General features: G+C 65.8%; 18 protein-coding genes. 9 read left to right on the forward strand and 9 right to left on the reverse strand.

The window, feature by feature from the left end; all coding sequences use genetic code 11:
* Positions 1 to 10 precede the first annotated feature (10 nt).
* The 8 genes from GRI89_RS09600 to GRI89_RS09635 form a co-directional block, all read right to left on the reverse strand.
* Positions 11 to 799: a hypothetical protein gene (locus tag GRI89_RS09600; protein WP_159794578.1), complete on the reverse strand. Its 789-nt coding sequence runs from the start codon at positions 797 to 799 to the stop codon at positions 11 to 13.
* 11 nt (positions 800 to 810) lie between these two features.
* The gene (locus GRI89_RS09605) at positions 811 to 1,581 is read right to left on the reverse strand and encodes a hypothetical protein (protein ID WP_159794580.1); all 771 of its coding nucleotides are present in this window, start codon (positions 1,579 to 1,581) and stop codon (positions 811 to 813) included.
* Entirely contained in the window at positions 1,578 to 1,952 is a 375-nt protein-coding gene (locus tag GRI89_RS09610; RefSeq protein WP_159794582.1) for a DUF6152 family protein, read from the reverse strand. The genes GRI89_RS09605 and GRI89_RS09610 overlap by 4 nt, the downstream gene beginning before the upstream one ends.
* A 125-nt stretch (positions 1,953 to 2,077) precedes the next feature.
* Positions 2,078 to 4,189, reverse strand: coding sequence for a PQQ-dependent dehydrogenase, methanol/ethanol family (locus GRI89_RS09615; protein ID WP_328598190.1), 2,112 nt, complete (start codon positions 4,187 to 4,189; stop codon positions 2,078 to 2,080).
* A gap of 1 nt (position 4,190) precedes the next feature.
* Positions 4,191 to 4,964 carry a nuclear transport factor 2 family protein gene (locus GRI89_RS09620; RefSeq protein ID WP_159794584.1) on the reverse strand — a complete coding sequence of 258 codons (774 nt, stop codon included), beginning with the start codon at positions 4,962 to 4,964 and terminating at the stop codon, positions 4,191 to 4,193.
* Positions 4,964 to 5,608 (reverse strand): nuclear transport factor 2 family protein, encoded by a 645-nt coding sequence (locus GRI89_RS09625; protein ID WP_159794586.1) that lies wholly within the window; start codon positions 5,606 to 5,608, stop codon positions 4,964 to 4,966. The genes GRI89_RS09620 and GRI89_RS09625 overlap by 1 nt, the downstream gene beginning before the upstream one ends.
* A gap of 71 nt (positions 5,609 to 5,679) precedes the next feature.
* Complete coding sequence (locus GRI89_RS09630; RefSeq protein WP_159794588.1) at positions 5,680 to 6,384, reverse strand: nuclear transport factor 2 family protein; 705 nt, start codon at positions 6,382 to 6,384, stop codon at positions 5,680 to 5,682.
* Positions 6,381 to 7,274, reverse strand: coding sequence for an SMP-30/gluconolactonase/LRE family protein (locus GRI89_RS09635; protein ID WP_159794590.1), 894 nt, complete (start codon positions 7,272 to 7,274; stop codon positions 6,381 to 6,383). Before GRI89_RS09635 ends, GRI89_RS09630 begins: the two co-directional genes overlap by 4 nt.
* Before the next feature lie 228 nt (positions 7,275 to 7,502).
* Between GRI89_RS09635 and GRI89_RS09640 the strand changes: the two genes are divergently transcribed.
* The 9 genes from GRI89_RS09640 to GRI89_RS09680 all read left to right on the forward strand — a co-directional run bounded on the left by GRI89_RS09640 (position 7,503) and on the right by GRI89_RS09680 (position 19,442).
* Entirely contained in the window at positions 7,503 to 9,647 is a 2,145-nt protein-coding gene (locus GRI89_RS09640; protein ID WP_235913090.1) for a PQQ-dependent dehydrogenase, methanol/ethanol family, read from the forward strand.
* A 123-nt stretch (positions 9,648 to 9,770) separates the two neighbouring features.
* Positions 9,771 to 11,540, forward strand: coding sequence for a hypothetical protein (locus GRI89_RS09645; RefSeq protein WP_159794592.1), 1,770 nt, complete (start codon positions 9,771 to 9,773; stop codon positions 11,538 to 11,540).
* Positions 11,541 to 11,608: 68 nt separating this feature from the next.
* Positions 11,609 to 13,678 carry a chemotaxis protein CheA gene (locus GRI89_RS09650; RefSeq protein WP_159794594.1) on the forward strand — a complete coding sequence of 690 codons (2,070 nt, stop codon included), beginning with the start codon at positions 11,609 to 11,611 and terminating at the stop codon, positions 13,676 to 13,678.
* A 3-nt stretch (positions 13,679 to 13,681) separates the two neighbouring features.
* Positions 13,682 to 14,134 carry a chemotaxis protein CheW gene (locus GRI89_RS09655; RefSeq protein ID WP_159794596.1) on the forward strand — a complete coding sequence of 151 codons (453 nt, stop codon included), beginning with the start codon at positions 13,682 to 13,684 and terminating at the stop codon, positions 14,132 to 14,134.
* A 56-nt stretch (positions 14,135 to 14,190) separates the two neighbouring features.
* Positions 14,191 to 14,556 carry a response regulator gene (locus GRI89_RS09660; RefSeq protein WP_159794598.1) on the forward strand — a complete coding sequence of 122 codons (366 nt, stop codon included), beginning with the start codon at positions 14,191 to 14,193 and terminating at the stop codon, positions 14,554 to 14,556.
* 10 nt (positions 14,557 to 14,566) lie between these two features.
* Positions 14,567 to 15,670, forward strand: coding sequence for a chemotaxis-specific protein-glutamate methyltransferase CheB (cheB, locus tag GRI89_RS09665; protein WP_159794600.1), 1,104 nt, complete (start codon positions 14,567 to 14,569; stop codon positions 15,668 to 15,670).
* On the forward strand, positions 15,670 to 16,524 hold the full coding sequence (locus GRI89_RS09670; protein WP_159794602.1) for a CheR family methyltransferase: 855 nt from the start codon (positions 15,670 to 15,672) through the stop codon (positions 16,522 to 16,524). Before cheB ends, GRI89_RS09670 begins: the two co-directional genes overlap by 1 nt.
* A gap of 70 nt (positions 16,525 to 16,594) precedes the next feature.
* A complete protein-coding gene (locus tag GRI89_RS09675) occupies positions 16,595 to 18,124 on the forward strand; it encodes a putative bifunctional diguanylate cyclase/phosphodiesterase (protein WP_328598191.1) in 1,530 nt (509 codons plus the stop codon).
* On the forward strand, positions 18,102 to 19,442 hold the full coding sequence (locus GRI89_RS09680) for a methyl-accepting chemotaxis protein (protein WP_159794606.1): 1,341 nt from the start codon (positions 18,102 to 18,104) through the stop codon (positions 19,440 to 19,442). Before GRI89_RS09675 ends, GRI89_RS09680 begins: the two co-directional genes overlap by 23 nt.
* Before the next feature lie 271 nt (positions 19,443 to 19,713).
* Here the strand turns inward: GRI89_RS09680 and GRI89_RS09685 are convergent.
* On the reverse strand, positions 19,714 to 21,670 hold a 1,957-nt coding region (locus GRI89_RS09685; RefSeq protein ID WP_235913092.1), incomplete at its 5' end, for a hypothetical protein.

A 21,670-nucleotide genomic window follows, 5' to 3' on the forward strand; every position in this document is an offset into this window, starting at 1 on the left:
CTGTTCTCCCCTAATCCTTGGGCGGTTCGATCGTGTTGACCTCTCCATCGGAGCCGGTGCGGTCGTTGGACCAGTCTACCTGTATCATGCGGTCGAAGCCGGTGTCGCGCGACCAGGCCAAATGAGAGACCCACGGCGCTGACAAGGTGACCGGATCCTCGATCGTCATCTGGCCGCGGAGCGTTTCACCGTCGAGCCTGATGCGCTCGACGTAATGCGCTTCCTCACTCAGCGGTGGCGCGCCCTGGAAGTACTCATTGGGATTGGTCACCTGGATCGTGTCGATCACCAGGGTATTTCCTTCCCAGTGGCCGATCGAGTTGCCCGTCGTCGTCGGCCAGAGGTCTTCGGGAGCCGGATGGTCGCGCCCGTCGGTGTAGATGTGCCGCGCCTCATTGTAGGCGTTGATGATCAGCACTTCCTCGGGGGTGATGAGGACCTGGAACGGGGTTGCCGCGGTCATCATGGTCGGAAAGCTCCAGCCCTTCCCTTTGCGCGCGTTCATGGTCTTGGCGTTTTCCGCCACGCGGCGACGCCCTTCCTCGTTCCACGGTATGTTGGGCGCCCAGACGCCGAGCGTATCGGTTTCCGGTCCCGGCGGTTTCCCGAGATCGTTGCGGATGCCGCTGATCGGCATGTCGAGCAGGTTCACCGGCACCCAGTACCCCGGCCAGTAAGGTAGCTTGTCGAAGGCCTCGCCGCGCGCTTCAGTGGCACCTTCCTGGGCAGTGGCCGGGGCGGCACCAACAAGGGCCGTCGCCAGCAGAGCCGCGGCCAGAGTCTTTACAAGTACTCCCAAGCGTACCCCCTCTAGTCTTTTGGCGGATCGATCGTCCCGACACCGTCGCTGTAATCGGTGCGGTCATTCGAGAAATCCATCTGGATCATGCGGTCGAAACCGGTTTCGCGCAGGTAGGTGATCGACTTGCTCCACGGCCCTGTCAGCGTGGTCGGGTCCTCCACGGTGATGCTCATGGCCAGGCGTTCGCCTTCGAGGCGCATCCGCTCGTGATACTTCGCGTCTTCCGAGAACGTCGGCGCGCCGTGGAAGTAGATCGCCGGGCTTTGTACCTGCACGGTTTCGATCACCAGCGTGTCGCCGTCCCAGTGGCCGATCGACGTGCCCCATACGGTCGGCCACATGTCTTCGGCAGCTGGGAGTTCCCGACCGTCGGTGTAGATGTGCCGGGTTTCGCCATAGGCGTTGACGATCAGCGTCTCCTCCGGGGTGATCATGACCTGGAACGGCGTCGCCGCGTCCATCATCATCGGGTAACCCCAGCCATCCGCACCGCGGCTGCCGCGGGTCTTGGCGTCCTCGGCCTGGCGAGCCTTGCCTTCCGCGTTCCACGGCGCGTCGAAGCCGTTGAGCCGGTCGAGCGGGGGGCTGCCTGCCGGCCGCTGCGGAGCCGTGCCGGTGATCGTCGTGTCGTGATACTTTTCGCTGACCCAGAAGCCGGGCCAGTACGGCAGCTTGGCGAATGCGGCGACCCTATCCGCTTGCGTCGCGTCCTCGGCCTGTACAGGCCCCGTTGCGAGGAGCGCGGCTGCGGCGATTGCGGCAGCGGCGCTACGGATCACTGGTTGGTCCCGATCGGCTTGCCGTCGGGGGTCAAGACGTCGCGCACCACACCGCCCGGCTCGCCGTTGCGCAGCGGGCTGAGCTTTACGCTGATCATCATTCCCGGCTTCAGCGTGGCAGGGCGCCAGCCGCGGGCGTAGAGGTACATCGGAGCGCCCATCTCGAGGCTGTACTCGACTTCCTTGCCCGACGCGTCGGTGACCGTCAGCTGGATGTAGGAGTGCGGATTGGTCCACTGGAACTTGCGGACCTTGCCGGTGATCGTGACTTCCTTGGTCATGTCGAACATGCCGAAGCTGTGGTGTGCATCGGCTGCGCTCGTCGCCAGCGTCGCGCCCATCAGGGCCAGCGCGGCCATCATCTTTCGCATACAATCCTACTCCCCGCCGTATTCGGCTACGCGCAATGTGGCATCTCGCCGCGCATGAGTCATCCGGCTTGTGCTTGTTTAAATCACCTTTCTTGCCGAGCGCAAATTACGGCGTCCTGAATAGGCTAATCCCGGCCCCAGTCCTCGTTGGCGCGGGCGATCAGGTACTGATGAATCGCCTCTGCCTGCTCCGGCGAGAGAATGTCGGAGAAGTTCGCCATGCCCTTCTCGAGGTAGAGGCCCTTGAGCACGATGTCGTTGAACTTGCCGTGGGTCTCGGGCGTCATGTGGCGCAGGTCCTTGACCCCGCCGATGGCGTTCTGCCCGTGGCAGACCGAACAGGTCTCGGCGAACAATTGCGCTCCCTGCGTAATCTGCGCCTCGGTCCCCCGAACCGGCGGCGGGTTGGGGATCGCTTCGACCTTGGCCAGCGGCGGCAACTGTTCGGTCCCACCGAGCTTGAACACCAGCAGCCGCGCCGGCGCGCGCGGAAGTTCGATGCCAGCCCCGCGCTCGATCTGCGCCGCGCCGCCACCCCAACCGGCGTTGATCGCCACGTACTGCACGCCGTCGAGCATATAGGTGATGCCGCCCGCGACCGGGGCGCTTTGTGTCGGGTATTCCCACAGCACCTTGCCAGTCCTCGCGTCGAAGGCGGCGAAGGTCTGCTTGGTGGTGCCTTCGAAGACGAGGTCACTGGCGGTGACGAACACGCCGCCGTTGCCGTGGCGCGGCAGTTCGACCTTCCACGCCACTTCCTGTTTCACCGGATCCCATGCGGTCAGCCAGGTCTTCTCGATCTTGTTGGCCTCGGCCATCAACTCGCCGCGTTTCTTGCCGGCCTCGCCGGTAAAGCCGCCCCAGCCGCTGTTCGAACGGAACGGCTGCGGCTTCCAATTGGGCTGCAGGGCATAGACGAATTCGGACTGGTAGGCCGGGAAGTAAGCTAGCTTCGTGCGCGGACTGTAGGCCATCGGGAACCAGTTGTGCGCCCCGCCCGGCCCCGGCGCGACAAGCACCGGGTCGAAGCCGTAGCGGACCTTTTCGCTGGTGATCGGGCGGCCGTCCTTCCCGAAGCCCTCGTTCCAGTTCTGGAAGACGTGGTTCCTGGCGCTGATGAACTCGCCGGTCGCCCGGTCGAGGACATAGAAGAACCCATTCTTCGGCGCCTGCATCAGCACCTTGCGCAGGCGGCCGTCGATCGTCAGGTCCGCGCTGATCATCGACTGCGTGCAGGTCCAGTCCCACTCCTCCCCGGGGTTCATCTGGTAGTGCCAGGCGTAGGTCCCGTCCTTACCGTGGAGTGCGACGATCGAACAGGTGAACAGGTTGTCGCCTTCGTTGTTCGAGCGATAGTAGCGGGCGTGCGGGTTGGAGTTGCCGGTGCCGACATAAACCAGGTCGAGCTCGGGGTCGTAGGCGATCGAATCCCACGGGTTGGCCCCGCCGCCGAGCTCACGCCACATTCCGGTGTCGGCCCAGGTCTTGCGCATCATTTCCATGATGCCGTCGGAAGCCTCGCCGTCGAGCTTGTCCTCGGGATTGGGGGCGAGGAAGAACTTCCACAGCTTGGCGCCGGTCTCGGCATCGAACGCCGCGACGAAGCCGCGCACGCCGAGGTCGCCGCCGGATTCGCCGACCACGACCTTGCCTGCGAACACCCGCGGCGCGCCGGTGATCGAGAAGGCGTACTGGCTGTCCTCGGGGAAGACCCGCGTCGTCCAGACCGGCTGGCCGCTATCCTTGTCGAGCGCGATCAGGCGGCCGTCGAGCGTGGCGATGATGACCTTGCCGTTCCACAGCGCCAGCCCGCGCGCGACCGGCTCGCAGCAGGCATAGCGGCCGTATTCGCGCGGGGTCCTGGGATCGTAGGTCCACAGCTTGGCGCCGGTCTTGGCGTCGTAGGCTGTGGTAATGTTCCACGCGAGCGTGTTGTAGAGCACCCCGTCGGCATAGAGCGGCGTCGCTTCGACCCCGCGGTAGGTGTCGAGATCGTCGAACCACGCGAGGCCGAGCCCGCTGACGTTGTCGGCGTCGATCTGCGTCAGCGTGCTGTAGCGCTGCGCGGTGTAGTCGTGGCCGTCCATCAGCCATTGGCCCGCCGGGGGATTTGCCAGCGGGTCGGCAAAGCGACCGTATTCAATATCTTCCGCACCCTGCAGAACGACTTTCAGCGGTTGGTTGGAGGCGACACAGGCGGCAAGTGCCAGGGCGAGGAATGCGACAAGGTTCTTCACGTCAATCCTTCGGAGGTTCGGCGATAGGCTGGGTCCCGTCGGCAAGGCGGCCCCGCTTCAGCGATTCTTCCTGTTCCTGCGTGCCTGGCGGGCGGTGATATGCGCCGGCCGGCTGGGTGCCCGCCCTGAACGCTTCCCCGGTCACTGGGTTCGGATAGTGGTAGGGGATGATCCAGTAGGCCGGATAGGTCAGGTAGACCGTGGTCGGCGGCAGGTCGGGCGGCGGGTCGAACTTGTCGGGCCAGGTGTTGTTGAGGGCGTTCTTACCCCACCCGTCCCAGTTCGTGTACATTGTGAAGGGACCGCTGAGGCGGCTGATCTTCCAGACGCCGTTTTCCTTGCGGTACTCGTTTTCGTAGAGCGGCAGGCCCCAGCCGCTGATCGCCATGACGAAGGCGCGGCTGCGGATCCACCCGGTCTTGCCGTCGGGCGAGATGTCGGGGATCGGCTGGAACTGCATGTGGTTGGCGATGAAGCCGGGCCGCGCGCCGTCGGGCCCGAAGGCCTTGTGCATGTATTCGAGCACCCGCTCCTTGCCGAGGAACAGGCCCTTGCCGCCGATCTCCAGCGTGGCGTCGTCGGTGAAAAGTTCGCTGAGCTGGGTCCACTGCCCCTTGTCGACGAAGTAGCCGTAGGTGCGCTGGACGCGCTCGATCTGGTTCATGTCCTCGAGCCGCTCGATCCGGGCTTCAAGGGCGTCGAGCTTTTCCTCGGTGCTCTGCGCCGCAGCCGGGGCAGAGAGCAGGAGCAGCGGAGCGATGAGGAGTTTGCGCATCATTCCCTCCCCAGCACGGTGTCGGGCGGCTGCGGCAGGTCCTTGAGGGAGTCGCCGGTGACCGGGTGCTTGAAGCTGAAGGGCGGGATGTAGTTGCCCGGCAACGAGCGATAGACCTCGCTCGGCGGCTTGTCGGGTGGGTAGAGCGCGCTCACTCCCTCCATCGGCAGCGCCGACTTCATGAACCCGAGGTCGTAGTCGGTCATCGCGGTGGGATAGAAGTGCAGCTTCGAAATCAGCCACTTGCCGCCGACCTTGACGTACTCGTTCTCGTAGATCCCGACGCCCCACTCGCCGTTCTGACCGGGCTCGCCGAGCATGACCATGCCTTGCCAGCGCCCGGTCGCGGTCTTGCCGTCTGGCGCCACGATGATGACGTTCTGCAGCAGCATGTGATTGTTGAGATGCGCCGGGGCGAGGCCGGCGGGGCCGAACAGCAGCAGCGCGCGGCGGATGCGGTCCTGGCCGATGTAGACCCCGCGCTGGCCGTATTCGAAGCTGCCGTTCCGGCTGAACAGGTCGGCGGCCTCGTTCCACAGACCCTTGTCGAAGTAGTAGCCGTAATCGGCCTGCAAGGTCTCGATCGCGACCTGGTCTTCGAGCCGTTCGACCCGCTGGCGGTAATCGGTGAGGCGCTGTTCCACGGACTGCGCATGAGCACTGAACGGGCTCAATGCGAACAAGAACAGCGGTACAATCGATGCAATCGAGCGCTTCATCGACTTGCCTCCACACGCTTCCCGGTCACCGGGTTGGGAGCCTGGAACGGCGGCACCTGCACCGCCGGAAAGGGCTGGTAGGTGGAGGTCGAGCCGCGGTCGGGCGGGTAGTCGATACTGGCCTGGCTGCGGACCAGACCCTCGCCCGGCTTCAACCGCGCCCAGCCCTTTTCGACCGGGGCGACGAAGTTGACGTAGAGGTGCAGCGCCTTGATCCGCCAGATCCCGTCGGTGCCCTTTTCGTAGACGTTCTCGTAGATGCCGTCGCGCCATTCGGCGTGCTCTTTGTACTGGCCGAGCATGCCGAGATCGCGCCAGCGCGCCACGGCGCTACGCCCGTCGTCCGCGACGACAATCGCCGGTTGCAGCGTGACCCATTCGTTGAGCTGGCCGTAGATCAGCCCCTCCTGCCCGCCGTGCAGGCGGCGCAGGTATTCCTCGATCCGGTCCTTGCCGACGTAGACCCCGTCGATGCCGATCTCGACCGAGCCGTCGTCGGTGAACAAGTCGGAGGCCTCTTTCCACAAACCGCGGTCGACATAGTAGCCGAAAGCACGCTGCAGCTTCTTGACCGCGCGATGACCTTCGAGCTTTTCGACCCGCAGCGTCAGCGCGGCGATTTCGGCATCGGTCTTCGCGTCGGCCAGCGCCGGCGCGGGAAGCATCAGGGCCAGCGCGGCGAGGACGGCGAGGCTTCTCATTTCACCACCGGCAGCGGGAAGGCGCGGATCACGAACGGGTCGGGGTTCTGGTCCTTAAGCTTGGGGTCGAACAGGTAACCGATCTTGCCCTCCACTACGTATGCCTCACGGCCGACCACGGTGACCCCGACCGGGCCGTTGAGCCCGGTGACGACGTCGGTCACGGTCACGCTGTTTCCCGATACGGTCAGTACGGCCACCCGGCCGCTGGTCCCCTCGCCCTGGATGAAGCGGTTTCCGCCGAGCGAGCGCAGACCATCAGGACCGCCCAGTTGGACCGGCACCGTTAGATCGGTCAGCCCGGCGTAGCTGCCGTCCGCCTTGCGCTCGACCCGCTGGAAGAGGTTCTTGCGCACGTTGTTGATGTAGAGCGTGCCGTCCCCGGAGAACGCCAGCCCGTCGATACCGACCAGCGCCTCATCCTTGGCGAACAACTCGAGTTCGTTGGCGTGCGGACGCAGCACGAAGATGCGCCCTCCGCTGGTCTCGCTGACCCAGACCGCGCCATCCCTGGCAATGGCGATGTCGTTGCACGCCGCCGGGCCGTCGGCGGGAAAATCGTAGCGTGCGCTCTGCAGCGCGGAGCTCAGGTCGAAGGCGAGCAGCGAGGATACGCCCCTCTCGCCGGCGAAGATGTTGGGGTTGTTGCAGGTCCACAGCAGCCGCCTGGCATTGTCCGCCATGACCCCGAACAGCGATTTCAGCGCATTGTCCGGCCCCGGCACGACCCACGGCTCGGCCGTACCCGCCCCGGCGCGGGTTCGATAGATCGTTCCCCCGGTGCTGGCGTTGTAGAGATTGCCCTGCGCATCGTGGGTTATGCTTTCCGGGAAGACCCGGCTGCCGTTGATCGTCACGTCCCGCGCCGTCGGCGCAACGTTCCAGTTCACGCAGCCCGTAAGGGCAATTGCCAGCCCCAGAGCCAATGCCGCCTGCTTGCCGATCGCTCGTCTCCCTCTCCCGATCGCTGGACACGATAAGTCACCCGGGCGCGCTGCGAAAGCCAGCAAGCAATTTATTTATCACGCTAAGCAAATCCTGCCGGGTTTCGCCTTCACAAGCCCGGCGCGGTCGGTCAAAGTCGCAGGCAGGCTCGACAACGGGCGGGAGGGAACCTGATGAATTTCGCGATGTGGCGGCGGGCCTTGGCGGCCCCTGTCCTCCTGGCTCTGGCAAGTTGCCAGCCGGCCGATGGCCTGCAGGCTACAGCTTCCGCCGCGAGCGATGCCCCGACCGTAGCCAACTCGCAGACCATGCGCGCGCTCGACGCCCCGGCCAACGTCGGCGACTGGCTCAGCTACAGCCGTGGCTGGGACGAGCAGCGCCACAGCCCGCTGACGCAGATAAACGAAGGCAATGTCGGCCAGCTCGGCCTCGCCTGGTACGATGACCTCGGCACCTTCCGCGGCGTGCAGGCAAGCCCGCTGGTGATCGACGGCGTGCTCTACAACGAGTCCATCTTCAACGTGGTCACCGCCTACGATGCGACCAACGGCAAGAAGCTGTGGACCTACGATCCCAAAGTCGATTCCAAGTGGGCCCGCCTCGCCTGCTGCGGCCCGTCGAGCCGCGGCATCGCGGCGTGGCACGGCAAGCTCTACGTCGGCGCGCTCGATGGCCGGGTAATCGCCATCGACCAAAAGGACGGGCATGAAGTCTGGTCGACTGCCACATTCGACGAAGCGAAAGCGCCCTACTCCATAACCGGTGCGCCGCGCGTGTATGACGGCAAAGTCGTGATCGGCAACGGCGGCGCCGACTACGGCAGCCGCGGTTTCGTGATCGCGCTCGACGCCGAGACCGGCAAGAAGGCGTGGAAGTTCTACCTCGTCCCCGGCGACCCATCGAAGGGCCCCGACGGCGAGGCGAGCGACGAAGCGCTGGCGAAGGCCCTGCCCACCTGGAGCGGCAAGTTCTGGGAAGCTGGCGGCGGCGGCAACGCATGGGACAGCTTCGCCTACGATCCCGACACCCGCACGGTCATCGTCGGCACCGGCAACGGCAGCCCGCACATGTGGCATTTCCGCAGCGAGGGCAAAGGCGACAACCTGTTCCTGTGCTCGATGCTCGCGCTCGATATCGATACCGGCAAGTACAAGTGGCACTACCAGGAAGTGCCTGAGGAGGACTGGGACTACACCTGCACCCAGCCGATCTTGCTCGCCGACATCCCGATCGACGGGAAGACCCGCAAGGTCGCGATGCAGGCGCCGAAGAACGGCTTCTTCTACGTTGTCGACCGCACCAACGGGCAGCTGATCAGCGCCAAGAGCTACGTCTCGATCAACACCTGGGCGAGCCATGTCGACATGGCCACCGGCCGCCCGGTGCTGGTCGAAGGCGCGCACAACACCGCCACGCCGCACCTGATGAGCCCGAGCTGGCTTGCCGCGCACACCTGGCACCCGATGAGCTACGATCCGAAGACCGGGCTCGTCTATTTCAGCGCGCAGGAGCAGGGCTCGATCTACGCACGGGCGGAGGACGGAAAGTACAAGTACACCCCCGGCCCGGGCCGCTCGAATTCCGGGCAGGACTTCGGCAGTCAGCCTGAACTGCGCAGGGAACTGCAGTCCAAGGCCAACGCGACCGAGAAGGGCTACCTCCTCGCGTGGGATCCCAGGGCCCAGACCGAAGCGTGGCGGGTACCTTATGCCCACCCCGGCTCGGGCGGGGTCCTGACCACCGCCAGCGGGCTGCTAGTGCAGGGCACGATCGACAAGACGCTGGCCATCTACCGCGACAGCGACGGCAAGAAGCTGTGGGAAATGAACATCGATCAGGCGCCGGTTGCCGGGCCGATCACCTACATGGTCGACGGCGTGCAATACATCGCCATCAATGCCGGTTGGGGCGGATCGCCGGTCTACAACCTCGGCCCGTTCCAGACCGCCACGGCCAAACTGCTGGTGTTCAAGCTCGGCGGCACCGCCACACTGCCGCCGATGACTGCGGTCAAGACCGACCTGCCCGCCCCGCCGCCGCTGCGCGCGAGCGAAGCGCAGGTCGCCGAGGGCCGCGAACTCTACGGCGAGAACTGCAGTCGCTGCCACGGCGGCAACGCGGTCGGCGGGGTCAAGGACCTGCGCTTCATGACCGCCGATACGCACCGCGAATTCGCCGACATCGTGCTCGGCGGAAAGCTCTCTGCGATCGGCATGGCAAGCTTCAAGGGTCAGTTGAGCGAGAGCCAGGTCGAGGCGATCCACGCCTTCCTGATCGCGCGCGGCAACGAGGATTATCGCGACGCGACGGCGCGGTAATCTGGCTGTCACCCCGGACTTGGTCCGGGGTCCATCTCTCCACCTGGACCGGCTGTGCAGGTGAAAGAATGGATGCTGAAACTGGTTCAGCATGACGAAGAGGGAATTGGGGAGAGACGAGTTATGCGAACGGTTCTTGCTTCACTGGCGGCACTGGCGGCCTTGGTCCCGGTCACTGCGATGGCGCAGGCCGCCGGGGAGACCAGCGCCGTGGTCGCGCCGAAGTGCGACCGCGCCTGTCTGCTCGGCGCACTCAAGAAACACATGGACGCTCTGCGCGCCGGCGACATCAGCCAGGTGCCGCTGGCGACCGGCGCGACGGTGGTCGAGAACGACGTCGTCATCCCCGCCGGCACCGGCCTGTGGCGCACCGTCACCGGGGTCGATGCGACGGGCCTCGAGGCCGCCGACTCGCTGACCGGAAACGCCGCGTGGTTCGGCTCGGTCAAAGAGAACGGCGTCCCGGCAATCTATGCGCTGCGCATCCATGTCACACCCGCCGGGCTGATCGACGAGGTGGAGAGCGTCGTCCACCGCAAGACCGCACTGCCCGCCCCGTTCGGCGACGTGACCAAGATGGTTCACGACCCCGAGTTCAACGAGGTCCTGCCGCCCGAACAGCGCCGCCCGCGCGAACGCATGCTGTCGATCGCCGACGGCTATTTCAGCACGGTCGAGCTCAACGACGGGCAGGTCTTCACCGACTTCTCCGAGGACTGCGGCCGGCTCGAGAATGGGATCTCGACCACCGCCCCGCCCCCCGGCGGCGCAGGCGGCAACGCCGCGGCCATCGCCAGCGGCTGCCGCGCGCAGTTCCTGCTCGGTCTCTACAAGATCAACAAGCGCATCCGCCGCGACTTCTTCATCATCGACGAGGAACGCGGCGTGGCCGTCGGTCGCGGGTTCTTCGACCACGCCAACGAGTTCGACCGCTACAAGTTGACCGACGGGCGCGAGATGAAGACCGCGCTCAAGTGGCCCAATTCGATCTCGCTGATCGAGGCCTTCCGCATCCGCGACGGCAATATCTCGCGGATCGAAGCGGTGTTCACCTACGTACCTTACTTCATGAACAATCCGTTCTGGGGCCCGGACTCGGCGCCACCCGCCTATGCGGCGAAGCCGGACGAATGCGGCACCGCCTGCCTCGACAAACTGGCGCGGGGCGCGATCGGGGCGATGAAGGACAACCAGTGGCGCTCGGTGAACTGGGCCGACCGCGTCGGCTACGCCGAGAACAGCGTCGGCATTCGCGTCGGCGAGGGCATCTGGTCGACCGTCACCGCGACCGATAGCAAGCCGCTCGTCATCGCCGACGAAAAGACCGGCAAGGCGGTGTGGATCGGGCAGATCGAGGAGCACGGCCAGCCTTCATGGGGCGTGTTCACGGTCACCTCCGACGGCAACAAGGTCGGCGGCATCGATGCGCTGATCCGCCGCAAGGAATACGGCGCGCCCTATGGCGAGCCGAGCGACGCGGCGACGCCGCAAGTCGCGGTCCTGCCCGCCGGCCGCCGCACGAGCCGCGAAGCGATGCGCGTCGGGGCGATGGCGATGCTCGACGCGGGTGCAAGCAACGCCGCAAAGGCGCCCGACGTGGTCGCCACGGATTGTGCCGCCACCGTCAACGGCCAGCCGGCTGGCGCATGTGGCGCGGTGTTCGGCAGTGGCGCTTTCGACGGGCTGGAGCGCGTCCGCGACATCCAGGTCCTCGCGGTGGACGAGGCGCGCGGGCTCATCGCCATCCGCACCTTCGAGGATCGTCCGGCCCTCGGCAGCGGCTATCCTCGCACCTTCGAAATTCTCGAACTCATGCGCTTCGATGCCGACAAGGTCGTGGAACTGCGCTCGTTCCTGTCCGAACTGCCCTACGGAATGCCGCCGCACGGCTGATTGCGCGCATGCTAACCGCCGCTTAACCATCCCGCGCCATAACCGCCCTTGAGCAAAGGGCGAGATGCATGGACGATCTGCTGGCAGATTTCATTGCCGAAGCGCGAGACATGATGGAAGCGCTGTCGGGCGAGATTGTCGCGTGGGAGAACGATCCCGCCGACAAGGACCGCCTCGACGCCATCTTCCGCTTCGTCCACACCGTGAAGGGTAACTGCGGATTTTTCGACTTCCCGCGGCTCGAAACGCTCAGCCACGCGGCCGAAGACGCGCTCGCCGATTGCCGTGCCGGGCGCCGCACCGCCGACAAGGCGCTGGTCTCCGCGGTACTCGCGGTGATCGACCGCATCGCCGAAATGGTCGACGCGATCGGCGAAGGCGCCGAACTTCCGGGCACTGACGACGAGGCGCTGATTGCCGCGCTGGCCGAAGGCGCCGAGACCGCCGAAGCGCCCAGCAAGGAGGCCGCGCCCACATCGAACCGCGCCAAGCGCCAGTCCGCCGCTCCGCGCACCATCCGCCTGCCCGTCGACCTGCTCGACCGCGTCATGGGCGGGGTCTCGGACATGGCCGTGGCCCGCAACGACCTTGCCCGCCGCCTCGCCCAGGCCGAGGGCGAAACCGGGCTCGAAGCGCCGTTCAACCGCCTCTCGGCAATCCTCGTCGATCTCAGCGAGGCGATCACCCGCATTCGCATGCAGCGCATCGACACGCTGTTCGCAGGCTTCCCGCGCATGGTCCGCGATCTCAGCCACGAACTGGGCAAGCAGGTCATGGTCGAAGTCGAGAGCGGCGACGTCGAGATCGACCGCGAAATGATCGAGGTGGTGCGCGACCCGATGGTCCACATCATCCGCAATGCGATCGACCACGGCATCGAAAAGCCGGCCGAACGCCTCACGGTGGGCAAGCGTGAGATCGGTTCGCTGACCATCACCGCGCGCCAGACCGGCAGCGAAATCCGCATCGGCATCGTCGACGACGGCAAAGGCATCGACGGCGAGAAGCTGGTCGCCAAGGCGATCTCCGCCGGGCTGATAACCGCCGAAGAAGCCGCGGCGCTGACCCCTCGCGAACGCAACATGCTGATCTGCCAGCCGGGGCTCTCGACCGCGAAGGAAGTGACCTCGGTCTCCGGCCGCGGCGTCGGCATGGATGTGGTGCGCGCCAATATCGAGCGCATCGGCGGTTCGCTGGTCATCGATTCCACGCCCGGGTCGGGCACGCGGATGATGCTCAACATCCCGCTGACGCTGTCGATTGTCCCTTCGCTGACCATCGGCATCGCCGGCCACACCTTCGCCCTGCCGCGCTCCTACGTCGAGGAAATCGTCCGCAACTCGGGCGACGAGATGGACAGCAACCGCATGGGCGGGCGCAAGTTCATCACCCTGCGCGGCCAGCGCATCCCTTGCGTCGGCCTCGAGGAAGTGCTCGGCCTCAAGTCGACCTGCCCGGAAGACGCTCGTCTCTACGTGCTCATCAAGCTGGTCGGCGGCGACGTCTTCGGCCTCGCGGTCGATGCGATCCACAATCACGAGGAACTGGTGGTCAAGCCGATCGCCCCGGTCCTGATGTCCTGCGGGCTCTATGTCGGCACGACCCAGCTCGACGATGGCAGCCCGGTCCCGATGCTCGACATCGCCGGGGTGGCGCGCTCTGCGGGTATGATCAGCGAGGTCAAGGACCGCACCATCCGCACCGCGGGCGGCGAAGTTCGCGAAGAAGAAAAGGCCCTGCAACCCGCCCTGCTGTTCGTCGGCTTCGACGGCGGCGAACGGGCAATCGACATGGATTCGGTGCGCCGCATCGAGAAGCTGCCGGTTTCCGCCGTCCGCCGCGAGAGGGACGGCACCGCGCAGATCGTCATCGACGGCAAGATCGTGCCGTTTCTCGGCGTTGCCGGCGAACTGCCGGAAGACATGGTGGCGATGTTCCGCATCGGCGCCGAGGATCGCGAGATCGCCTACGCCTATGAGCGGATGATAGATCTGGTCGAATACGAGCCGGACACGGTTAGCAAGGCCAACAAGCGCACTGGCAGTCGCCTCGCCCTGATCGATGGACGCCCAGTCGACGTGCTCGACGAGGCGCGCCTGCTGGCCGACCACGCCGGCCGCGTGGCGGAAGGAGCCTGATCGATGGAAGAACGCTCGCTCCTGCTCGTGCGCATCGCCGGCGAAATGGCCGCCATCGAATCCGAGCGCATCCAGTCGGTCGTCGAACTCGACAACATCACCCCGGTGCCGCGCGCCCCGGCGCATGTCGTCGGCCTGGCCGCGCTGCGCAGCAAGGCGATGACGGTCGTCAACTGCCGCTGCTCGCTCGAACTGGCCGCCAGCGAGGCTGTATCCGAGGGTGAAATCCTTGCGCTCGCGGTCGTCGTCGAGATCGACGAATACCTTTACGCGCTGGTCGTCGACCGGGTCGAGGAAGTGGTCCCGCTCGAAGGCGAGCCGGCCCCGCTCAGGGCCGACCTGCTCCCCGGCTGGACCCGCGCAACGCTCGGCATGGTCGAGACAACTGCCGGCCCTGCGCTCCTGCTCGATCCGGACCAGCTCGTCGCAGGCCCGTCGAACCGGGAAGCGGCGTAATCCAATTTTTACCTGCGCACGGTAAACCAGTAGGTGAGAACAGAGGGTCTTAGAAAATGAAGTACTGCCTGATCGTCGACGATTCGCGGGTCATCCGCAAAGTCTCGCGCCACATCGTGGAAACGCTCGGCTTCACCGTCGACGAAGCGGCCGACGGGCAGGAAGCCCTGGCCAAGTGCGACGTTAAGATGCCCGACGTTATCCTGCTCGACTGGAACATGCCGGTGATGAGCGGCATCGAATTCCTTTCGAAGCTGCGCGACCGCCCCGACGGCAAGTCTCCAAAGGTGGTGTTCTGCACCACGGAAAACGACGTCGCCCACATCCGCGAAGCGATCGATGCGGGGGCCGACGAATACGTCATGAAGCCGTTCGATCACGATACGTTGCAGATCAAGCTGCAGCTCGTCGGCGCCGCCTGAGGCGGACGCCATGGGCTTCGCCACGACCCTTGGCCGGCCCGGCAGCGGACCGGAATCCGAACGCGGTCACGGCATCCGCGTGCTGGTTGTCGACGATTCGCTGATCGTCCGTTCGGCATTTTCCCGCCTTATCGAACAGGAAGAGGGCCTGGTCCTCACGGCCGCGGTCTCGAACGCGGAAGACGCGTTGCAACTGCTCGTCACCGAGCGCGTCAACGTCATCCTGCTCGACCTCGAAATGCCCGGCATGGGCGGTCTCGACGCCCTGCCGAAGATGATCCAGCGGGCCAGAGAAGCAAAGATCCTCGTCGTCTCCAGTCACGCCAAGGACGGCGCCGAAGCGACCGTCGAGGCGCTCAGCCTCGGTGCGGCCGATACCCTGCAAAAGCCGACCGGCGGATTCGACCAGGCCTATCGCGAGATTCTCGTCGGCAAGATCCACGCGCTCGGCCGCAAGCCGCTGCGCCGCGCCGCCAAGTCGGCGACGACGCCGGAAACTCCCCCGCCCGCCCTGCGCCCTGCCTCGCGCCAGCGCGCCCGCGTGCTCGCCATCGGCGCATCGACCGGCGGCATCCACGCGCTCGGCCAGTTGTTCGGCACCCTGCCGCGCAACCTCGGCATCCCTATCCTCGTCACGCAGCACTTGCCGCAATCGTTCAACGAGGCCTTCCGCAACCAGCTGCAGGACGTTTCCGGATTGCCGGCCGTCGCCGCCGAAGACGGCCAGGTGCTGCTTCCCGGCCGCATTGCGGTTGCTCCAGGCGATGCGCACCTGACAGTCGTCCCGAGCCACTCCGAACACGTCATCAAGCTCGACCGGCGCCCGGCGCCGAGCGGCTGCATGCCCTCGGTCGACCCGATGTTCGCCTCGCTCGCCATGACCCACGGTGCCTCCGCGCTCGGCGTGGTGCTGACCGGCATGGGCCGCGACGGTACCGAAGGAGCAATGGAACTGGCCGAGGCCGGCGGAACCTTGCTGGTCCAGAACGAGGCCAGCTCGGCGGTCTGGGGCATGCCGGGTTCGATCGCCCGCGCCGGCCTCGCATCGGCCATTCTCCACCCCTTCGACCTCGCCGCGCGGATCGCTTCTGCGGCCGGCGTCGGGAGCGCGTAATGGATCCTGATGACCTGGCCATCGGCATCATTGCCGGCCTTCTCGAAGCCCGTACCGGACAGCGCCTGACCGAAGACCGCCGTTGGCGCATCGCCCCGGCCTTGTCGGGCCTGTTCCGCGAGCGCGGCATCTCGAGCCACCAGGACCTCGTCGTTCTGCTCACCCAGCCCGACGAAAGCTCGCTGGCGCAGGACGTCGTCGAAGCGCTGCTCAACAACGAGACCTACTTCTTCCGCGACAGGGGAGTGTTCGACTACATCTCCGACACGCTGCTGCCGCGGCTGGCGAGCGCGCGGGCCAAGACCAAGAAGCTGTCGATCTGGTCGGTCGGCTGCTCGACCGGGCAGGAAACCCTCTCGCTGGCGATGATGTTCGCCGAACAGGGCAAGCGCTGGGACGGCTGGGAGATCGAGATCCTAGGCACCGACGTTTCGTCGAGCGTGCTCGAATTCGCCCGCGAGGCGACCTACTCCAATTTCCAGATCCAGCGCGGCCTCAGCGTTGCGCAGATGCTGGCCAATTTCACCGAGACGAGCGAGGGCTGGAAGGCCCACTACAAGCTGCGCGACCAGGTCCGCTACGAGGTGCACAACGTGCTGCACCCGGCGCCCTACCCCGGGCGTTTCGACCTCATCCTGTGCCGTAACGTGTTGCTCTACTTCGACAACGCGGTGCGCGACCGGGCCTTTTCCCGCCTCTCCGAAGCGCTGTCTGAGGGTGGCCGACTTGTCCTCGGCGGCGGCGAGACGGTGCTCGGCCGCAGCGGCTGGTTCGTGCCCGACGAGGAGCGTCAGGCGGTCTACGTGCACGGCCCCGCAGCCGGCAGCGCCTCCAAATGCGCAAGTGCGGCCTGAGTCATAGTAAATGTTTGGTTTAATCTTCGGTAACCCTTTGCGCGTATCCACGTCCCAAAGGGGAGACCGGGTGCAACTTTCGTTGGCCAAACACGAACTGTCGCTGCGATGGCTGGTCATCGGCTCGGCCATCGGGCTGAGCGCGATCCTCGCTCTGCTGCTCAGCTACCTCGGCCGCACCGGTGCCTTCACCACGCCCGCGGCGCTACGCTCGCTCGGCGTCGCCTCGATCACCTATTTCGTCGCCGCTGCGCTGCTAGTGCGGATCGGCCTGTCGGGGATTTCCGAACTCGAAAAGCTCGGCCTGACCGACAGCCTCAGCGGCGTGCCCAACCGGCGCGCGCTGCACATCGACGTGGGTCGCAATGCCGGCGACGATGACGAGGTCGCGCTCGCGCTGGTCGACCTCGACGGCTTCAAGGCGGTCAACGACCAGTACGGCCATTTCGTCGGCGACACCCTGATCAAGCACTGCTCGACGCTGCTCGGCGAGATGTGCGGCGAGGAAGCGCGCTTCTATCGCCTCGGCGGCGACGAGTTCGCCATCGCGGTGATCGGGCCGATCGCCGGCAACATCCTCGAGAGCACTTGCCGCCGCCTGCTGCAGAGGCTCGCCCAGCCGATCGAGATCGACGAGCGCAAGATCACCATCGGCGCCAGCATCGGCATGGCCCGCAGCGCGCAGGGCAAGCAGGTCAGCTCGTCGGAAATGCTCCGCCAGGCCGATGTCGCGATGTACGCATCGAAGAGCGGCGGCAAGAATCGCTGCACCTGGTTCATCGAGGACTTCGACCTTTCGCGCGAGGAAACCCGCAAGATCGAGGAAGACCTCCGCCAGGCCATCGCCCGGCAGGAATTCCGCATGGTTTACCAGCCGCTGGTCGATGCCGCCGACGGTTCTATCGTCGCAGTCGAGGCGCTGATCCGCTGGGAACGCGGCGAGCGCGACCCGATCGGCCCCAACGTGTTCATCCCGATTGCCGAGGACACCGGCCTGATCAACCCGATCGGCCGCTGGGTGCTGCGCCAGGCCTGCACCGATGCGCTGGCGTGGGACCTCATCAAGCTCTCGGTCAACGTCTCGCCGGCCCAGCTGCGCAACCCGGAATTCCCGATCCAGCTCGGCCAGATTCTCGAGGAAACCGGCTTCCCGGCCGAGCGTCTGGAGCTGGAAATCACCGAAACCTACCTCGTCGGCGACCCGCATGTCGCCGGCCGGGCGCTGGAGATGATCCGCGGCTTCGGCGTCGGCATTTCGCTCGACGACTTCGGCACCGGCTATGCCTCGATCGGCTTCCTGCGCAAGTTCCGCTTCGAAAAGCTCAAGCTCGACCGCTCGCTGATCGTCGAGGCCGCGGACGACGATTCCAGCCGGGCGATGATGGTGTCTTCCATCGCCGTCGCCCGGGCCATGAACATGGGCGTGACTGCCGAGGGGGTCGAAACCGACGCCCAGGCCGTGCTCGCCCGAACCGCCGGCTGCGACCACATGCAAGGCTGGCTTTACTACAAGGCGGTGTCGGCTGACGAAGTGACCCGCCTCCTCCAATTGACTCATGCCGTCGGAGATGAACGCCATGGACATGTCGCAAACGCCTGAAATCCCCGTGCTGGACGAGCTCGACCGCGACCGCGCCGAGCGCCTCGCCGCGGGTTCTCAGGACCACGACCGGCGCCTGTTCGGCACGGCCTCGATCGGCCAGCGCACGCGCACCGTGCTCGCCGCTCTCGCCGTGCTTGCTTGTGGCAACGCCACGCTGGCGCTCGCGGTCTGGCTCGGCACCGACGGTGTCCCGGGCTGGGTCTTCGTGATGCTCAGCGTCCTCACCGCAGGCATCGGCGCGACCGCCTATTTCACCCAGCAACTGGTCAACGAAGCCATCGTGCGGCCGCTGGTCAGCGCCAAGCGCAGCGCCGTCGCGCTCGCCGAGGGTCGTCACGAGGTCGATATCGACAACACCCACCGCGCCGACGAGATCGGCGACCTTGCGCGGGCGCTGGCGACGATCAAGAAGGCCGCCTTCAAGTTCCAGAAGCTGCGCACCGAAACAGACGCCGAACGCGTCAAGCACGGCGAAGCGCTGCGCGAACTGACCGACAAGTTCGACAAGACCGTCGGCGAAATCGTCGGCAGCGTCGCCTCGGCCTCGAGCGAGCTGCAGGCCACCGCCACGGCGATGGCCGCCTGCGCCGAGCAGTCGTCCGACCAGTCGGCCAAGGTCAGCCAGTCCCTGACCGAAGCGACCGCCGGCGTCACCGCCGCCGCCGCGGCGAGCGACGAGTTCGCCATGTCGATCGGCGAAATCAGCCGCCAGGCCTCGACCAGTGCCGAGCTTGCCCGCAAGGCCAGCATCGCGGCGGTCGACGCCGACCAGACCATTTCGGCCCTCACCGAAAGCGCGGCCGAAGTCAGCCAGATCGTCGAGCTCATCTCGACCATCGCCCAGCGCACCAACCTGCTCGCGCTCAACGCCTCGATCGAGGCGGCGCGCGGCGGCGAGGCGGGCCGCGGTTTCGCGGTCGTGGCGTCCGAAGTGAAGGAACTGGCGACCCGCACCGGCAAGGCGACCGAGCAGGTCGCGGCGCAGATCCGCGCCATGCAGGACACCACCGGCGCCAGCGTCACCGCGCTGCGCGACATCGCGGTCCAGATCAAGCAGCTCGAGACCACCGCGGTCTCGATCGCCGCGGCGGTCGACCAGCAGTCGGTCGCCGGGCAGGACCTCGCCCGCTCGATCGACCTCGCCGCGCGCGGGGCCGAGGACGTCACCAGCAATATCGAACAGGTCCGCGAAACCTCGCTCGCCACCGGCAGCGCGGCGAGCCAGGTCCTGACGAGCTCGACCGAGCTGGAGAAGCAGGCGAACTACCTCAAGGGCCAGGCCACCGAGTTCCTCAAGCACGTGCGCGATGTTTGAGCAGCCGTCTCGAGGCAGTGAGATATACCGGCACTTAGGTCATAATTCCTTGTAGTACGCAAGCTCTGATCCCGCGTGTCCCAGATCCTCCGTGCACGAGGGGCAAGGGATAAGCTTGAGGGCGGTGCCATCGACGCAAGCTTTCTCCCCGATTGTTAGGCACGCACAGTGACATGTCCGCTTGCCCTTCAAGAGGACCTGGTCCACCGCGGCCTGTGCGTTGGCAGTCGTCGAGTAGAAACGCCATTGGTGATCTTGGGCAAGCAGGATCCTACCTGCTCACGTCGAGGCTGGCTCCTGCGGCGAAGGCGCCGCCGGGTCCGGTGCCGACGGTGCTCACGCCCTGCCCGACCCGGCCGATCTGGACGCTCGCGCCGGCGGTATTGTTGACCACCAGCTTGACCCACAGCGTGTTGCCATCCTTGAACCAGGCAGTGTTCTTGGCGGCGCGCAAGGCATCCATGCTGCTTTCCTGCAGGCCGCCGGCGGTGGTGGTGAAACCGGGCAGTTCGAACACGACCCAAGAACCGTCGGCCATTTCGCGCAGCGACAGGGAGAGGTCGTTCCGGGCAGTTTCGACCCGTACATCCGCACCACTGCGGATCGTGGTCTGGCCGGTGTACTCCCAGCGACGGCCGTTGCGGCTGAGCATCACGGGGTCTTCAATCGGCCCGCTGCCGAAGCCAAAATTGCCACCGACGCCAAAGTAGCCGAAGTCGCCCTTGCACACGGCAGCATGCCAGAACGGCTTGAGCTCGCAGGCCTCGTCGTCGTTGGCGATGCCGTTGTCGATGACGATGTAGGAATCGGCGACGCCGCTGACCGAGCCGTCGAGGTCGTGGATCGCCGCGCCCCGCCAGGCATTGCCGCGCCCGAAATCGGATGACCAGCGGCGTACCACGGGCGGAAAGTCCACCGGCTTGGAATTGACGAACTTTGCCCCTTCGATCGAGTTCTCTATGCTCATCCCGAAGCTGGTGTACATCAGGTAGGAGACCGCCGCCGCATCGCGCGTGGCATTGGGCTGGAAGTTGACGAAAGTGGTGTCCATCACGTCGTGGCGCAGGTCGTAGTATTCGTATCCGCGGATCGGGTAGTCAGGGATGTCGTTGGGCATGCTGCGGCCGTAGGCAATCTCCGCCGAGGTCGTGGGGTTGCCGACGTTGTCGGTCTCGCCGACGAACAGTGAATCGACGACCTTCGAGGTATAGTCGGCGCGGCCGACTGCCGAGGCGGCATGGGTGAAGCCGATGGCGTTGTCCGCTACCCGCAGGTTCTTGAACAGGTGCAGCTCGCCGCGGCCCCATACGGCGCCGTGGCGGTTCTTGTAGCCGGTGAAATCCTCGAACACCGAGCCCTTGGGCGCGCTGTTCGGGTCGGCCGGATCGGTGAAGGCAAAGTGGTAGTTGCTGCCGCCGACACTGAAGGTGCCGTCCGGACGCGGGCCGCGGTCGAACATGAAGCCGTCGAAGTTCGAATGTGCGGTGTTGCCCTTGAACTCACGCACCGGTGTGCGGCGCGGCCAGATGTTTTCGGTGCCCTCCTTGCCTTCGTGCGCGCCCGTCGGATGCTCGGGCAGGGCGAACCAGAATCCCGTCTGCTCGGACCCCGCTGCGACGTTGTCTCGGAACACGTTGTCCGGATTGGTGATCCAGAACATTGCCGCCGTGTTGTCCGATGGTAGCAGCACGTCCTTGGCGGCCTGTCCGGCCTGCGAGGATGCAAAGTTGCCGCCCGAACCGGCCGGGCCGAGGTTGGTCGGCACGCAGGGCGAATTGTCCGGGTGACACTTGGTCCAGATGCCGAGGTTGTGAACGAACTTGTTTCCCACCTCCACGGCGTCTTCGAGGAAGAAGCAGTGGCCGACGGTGTTGAACGTCACATTATTCTCGACACGAACATCGTCGGTTCCATGCACCGTAACGCAACGGCTGTAGGTGTCGTGGATCGAGGCGTTCTCGATGTATTGCCCGGAGGCCTTGCCGATGATGTGCCAGTGGATCGGATAGCGGGCGAGGTGCATGTTCTGCCCCATTCGATAGAGCTCGACACCAGAGACGTACATTTTCGCGCCGGCCATCGCCATGATGTGCCCGCCGAAGTAGGTCTTCTCGGCGTCGTCCGAAGCCTGGACCTTGATGTTGCGCGTCAGCAGGCCGACTTCGCCGCGCTCGTCGACACCGTAGGTGATCTTGCCAAAGTGCATGTACTCCAGCGGGCGGTCGAGC

Source organism: Croceibacterium salegens, from assembly GCF_009827435.1.
GTDB lineage: Bacteria > Pseudomonadota > Alphaproteobacteria > Sphingomonadales > Sphingomonadaceae > Croceibacterium_B > Croceibacterium_B salegens.

Coding starts and splice junctions, on each gene's coding strand:
- GRI89_RS09620 (WP_159794584.1), bottom strand. CDS start 4,964: ATGCGCAAACTCCTCATCGCTCCGCTGCTCCTGCTCTCTGCCCCGGCT.
- GRI89_RS09610 (WP_159794582.1), bottom strand. CDS start 1,952: ATGCGAAAGATGATGGCCGCGCTGGCCCTGATGGGCGCGACGCTGGCG.
- GRI89_RS09640 (WP_235913090.1), top strand. CDS start 7,503: ATGAATTTCGCGATGTGGCGGCGGGCCTTGGCGGCCCCTGTCCTCCTG.
- GRI89_RS09655 (WP_159794596.1), top strand. CDS start 13,682: ATGGAAGAACGCTCGCTCCTGCTCGTGCGCATCGCCGGCGAAATGGCC.
- cheB (WP_159794600.1), top strand. CDS start 14,567: ATGGGCTTCGCCACGACCCTTGGCCGGCCCGGCAGCGGACCGGAATCC.
- GRI89_RS09650 (WP_159794594.1), top strand. CDS start 11,609: ATGGACGATCTGCTGGCAGATTTCATTGCCGAAGCGCGAGACATGATG.
- GRI89_RS09680 (WP_159794606.1), top strand. CDS start 18,102: ATGGACATGTCGCAAACGCCTGAAATCCCCGTGCTGGACGAGCTCGAC.
- GRI89_RS09670 (WP_159794602.1), top strand. CDS start 15,670: ATGGATCCTGATGACCTGGCCATCGGCATCATTGCCGGCCTTCTCGAA.
- GRI89_RS09660 (WP_159794598.1), top strand. CDS start 14,191: ATGAAGTACTGCCTGATCGTCGACGATTCGCGGGTCATCCGCAAAGTC.
- GRI89_RS09645 (WP_159794592.1), top strand. CDS start 9,771: ATGCGAACGGTTCTTGCTTCACTGGCGGCACTGGCGGCCTTGGTCCCG.
- GRI89_RS09630 (WP_159794588.1), bottom strand. CDS start 6,384: ATGAGAAGCCTCGCCGTCCTCGCCGCGCTGGCCCTGATGCTTCCCGCG.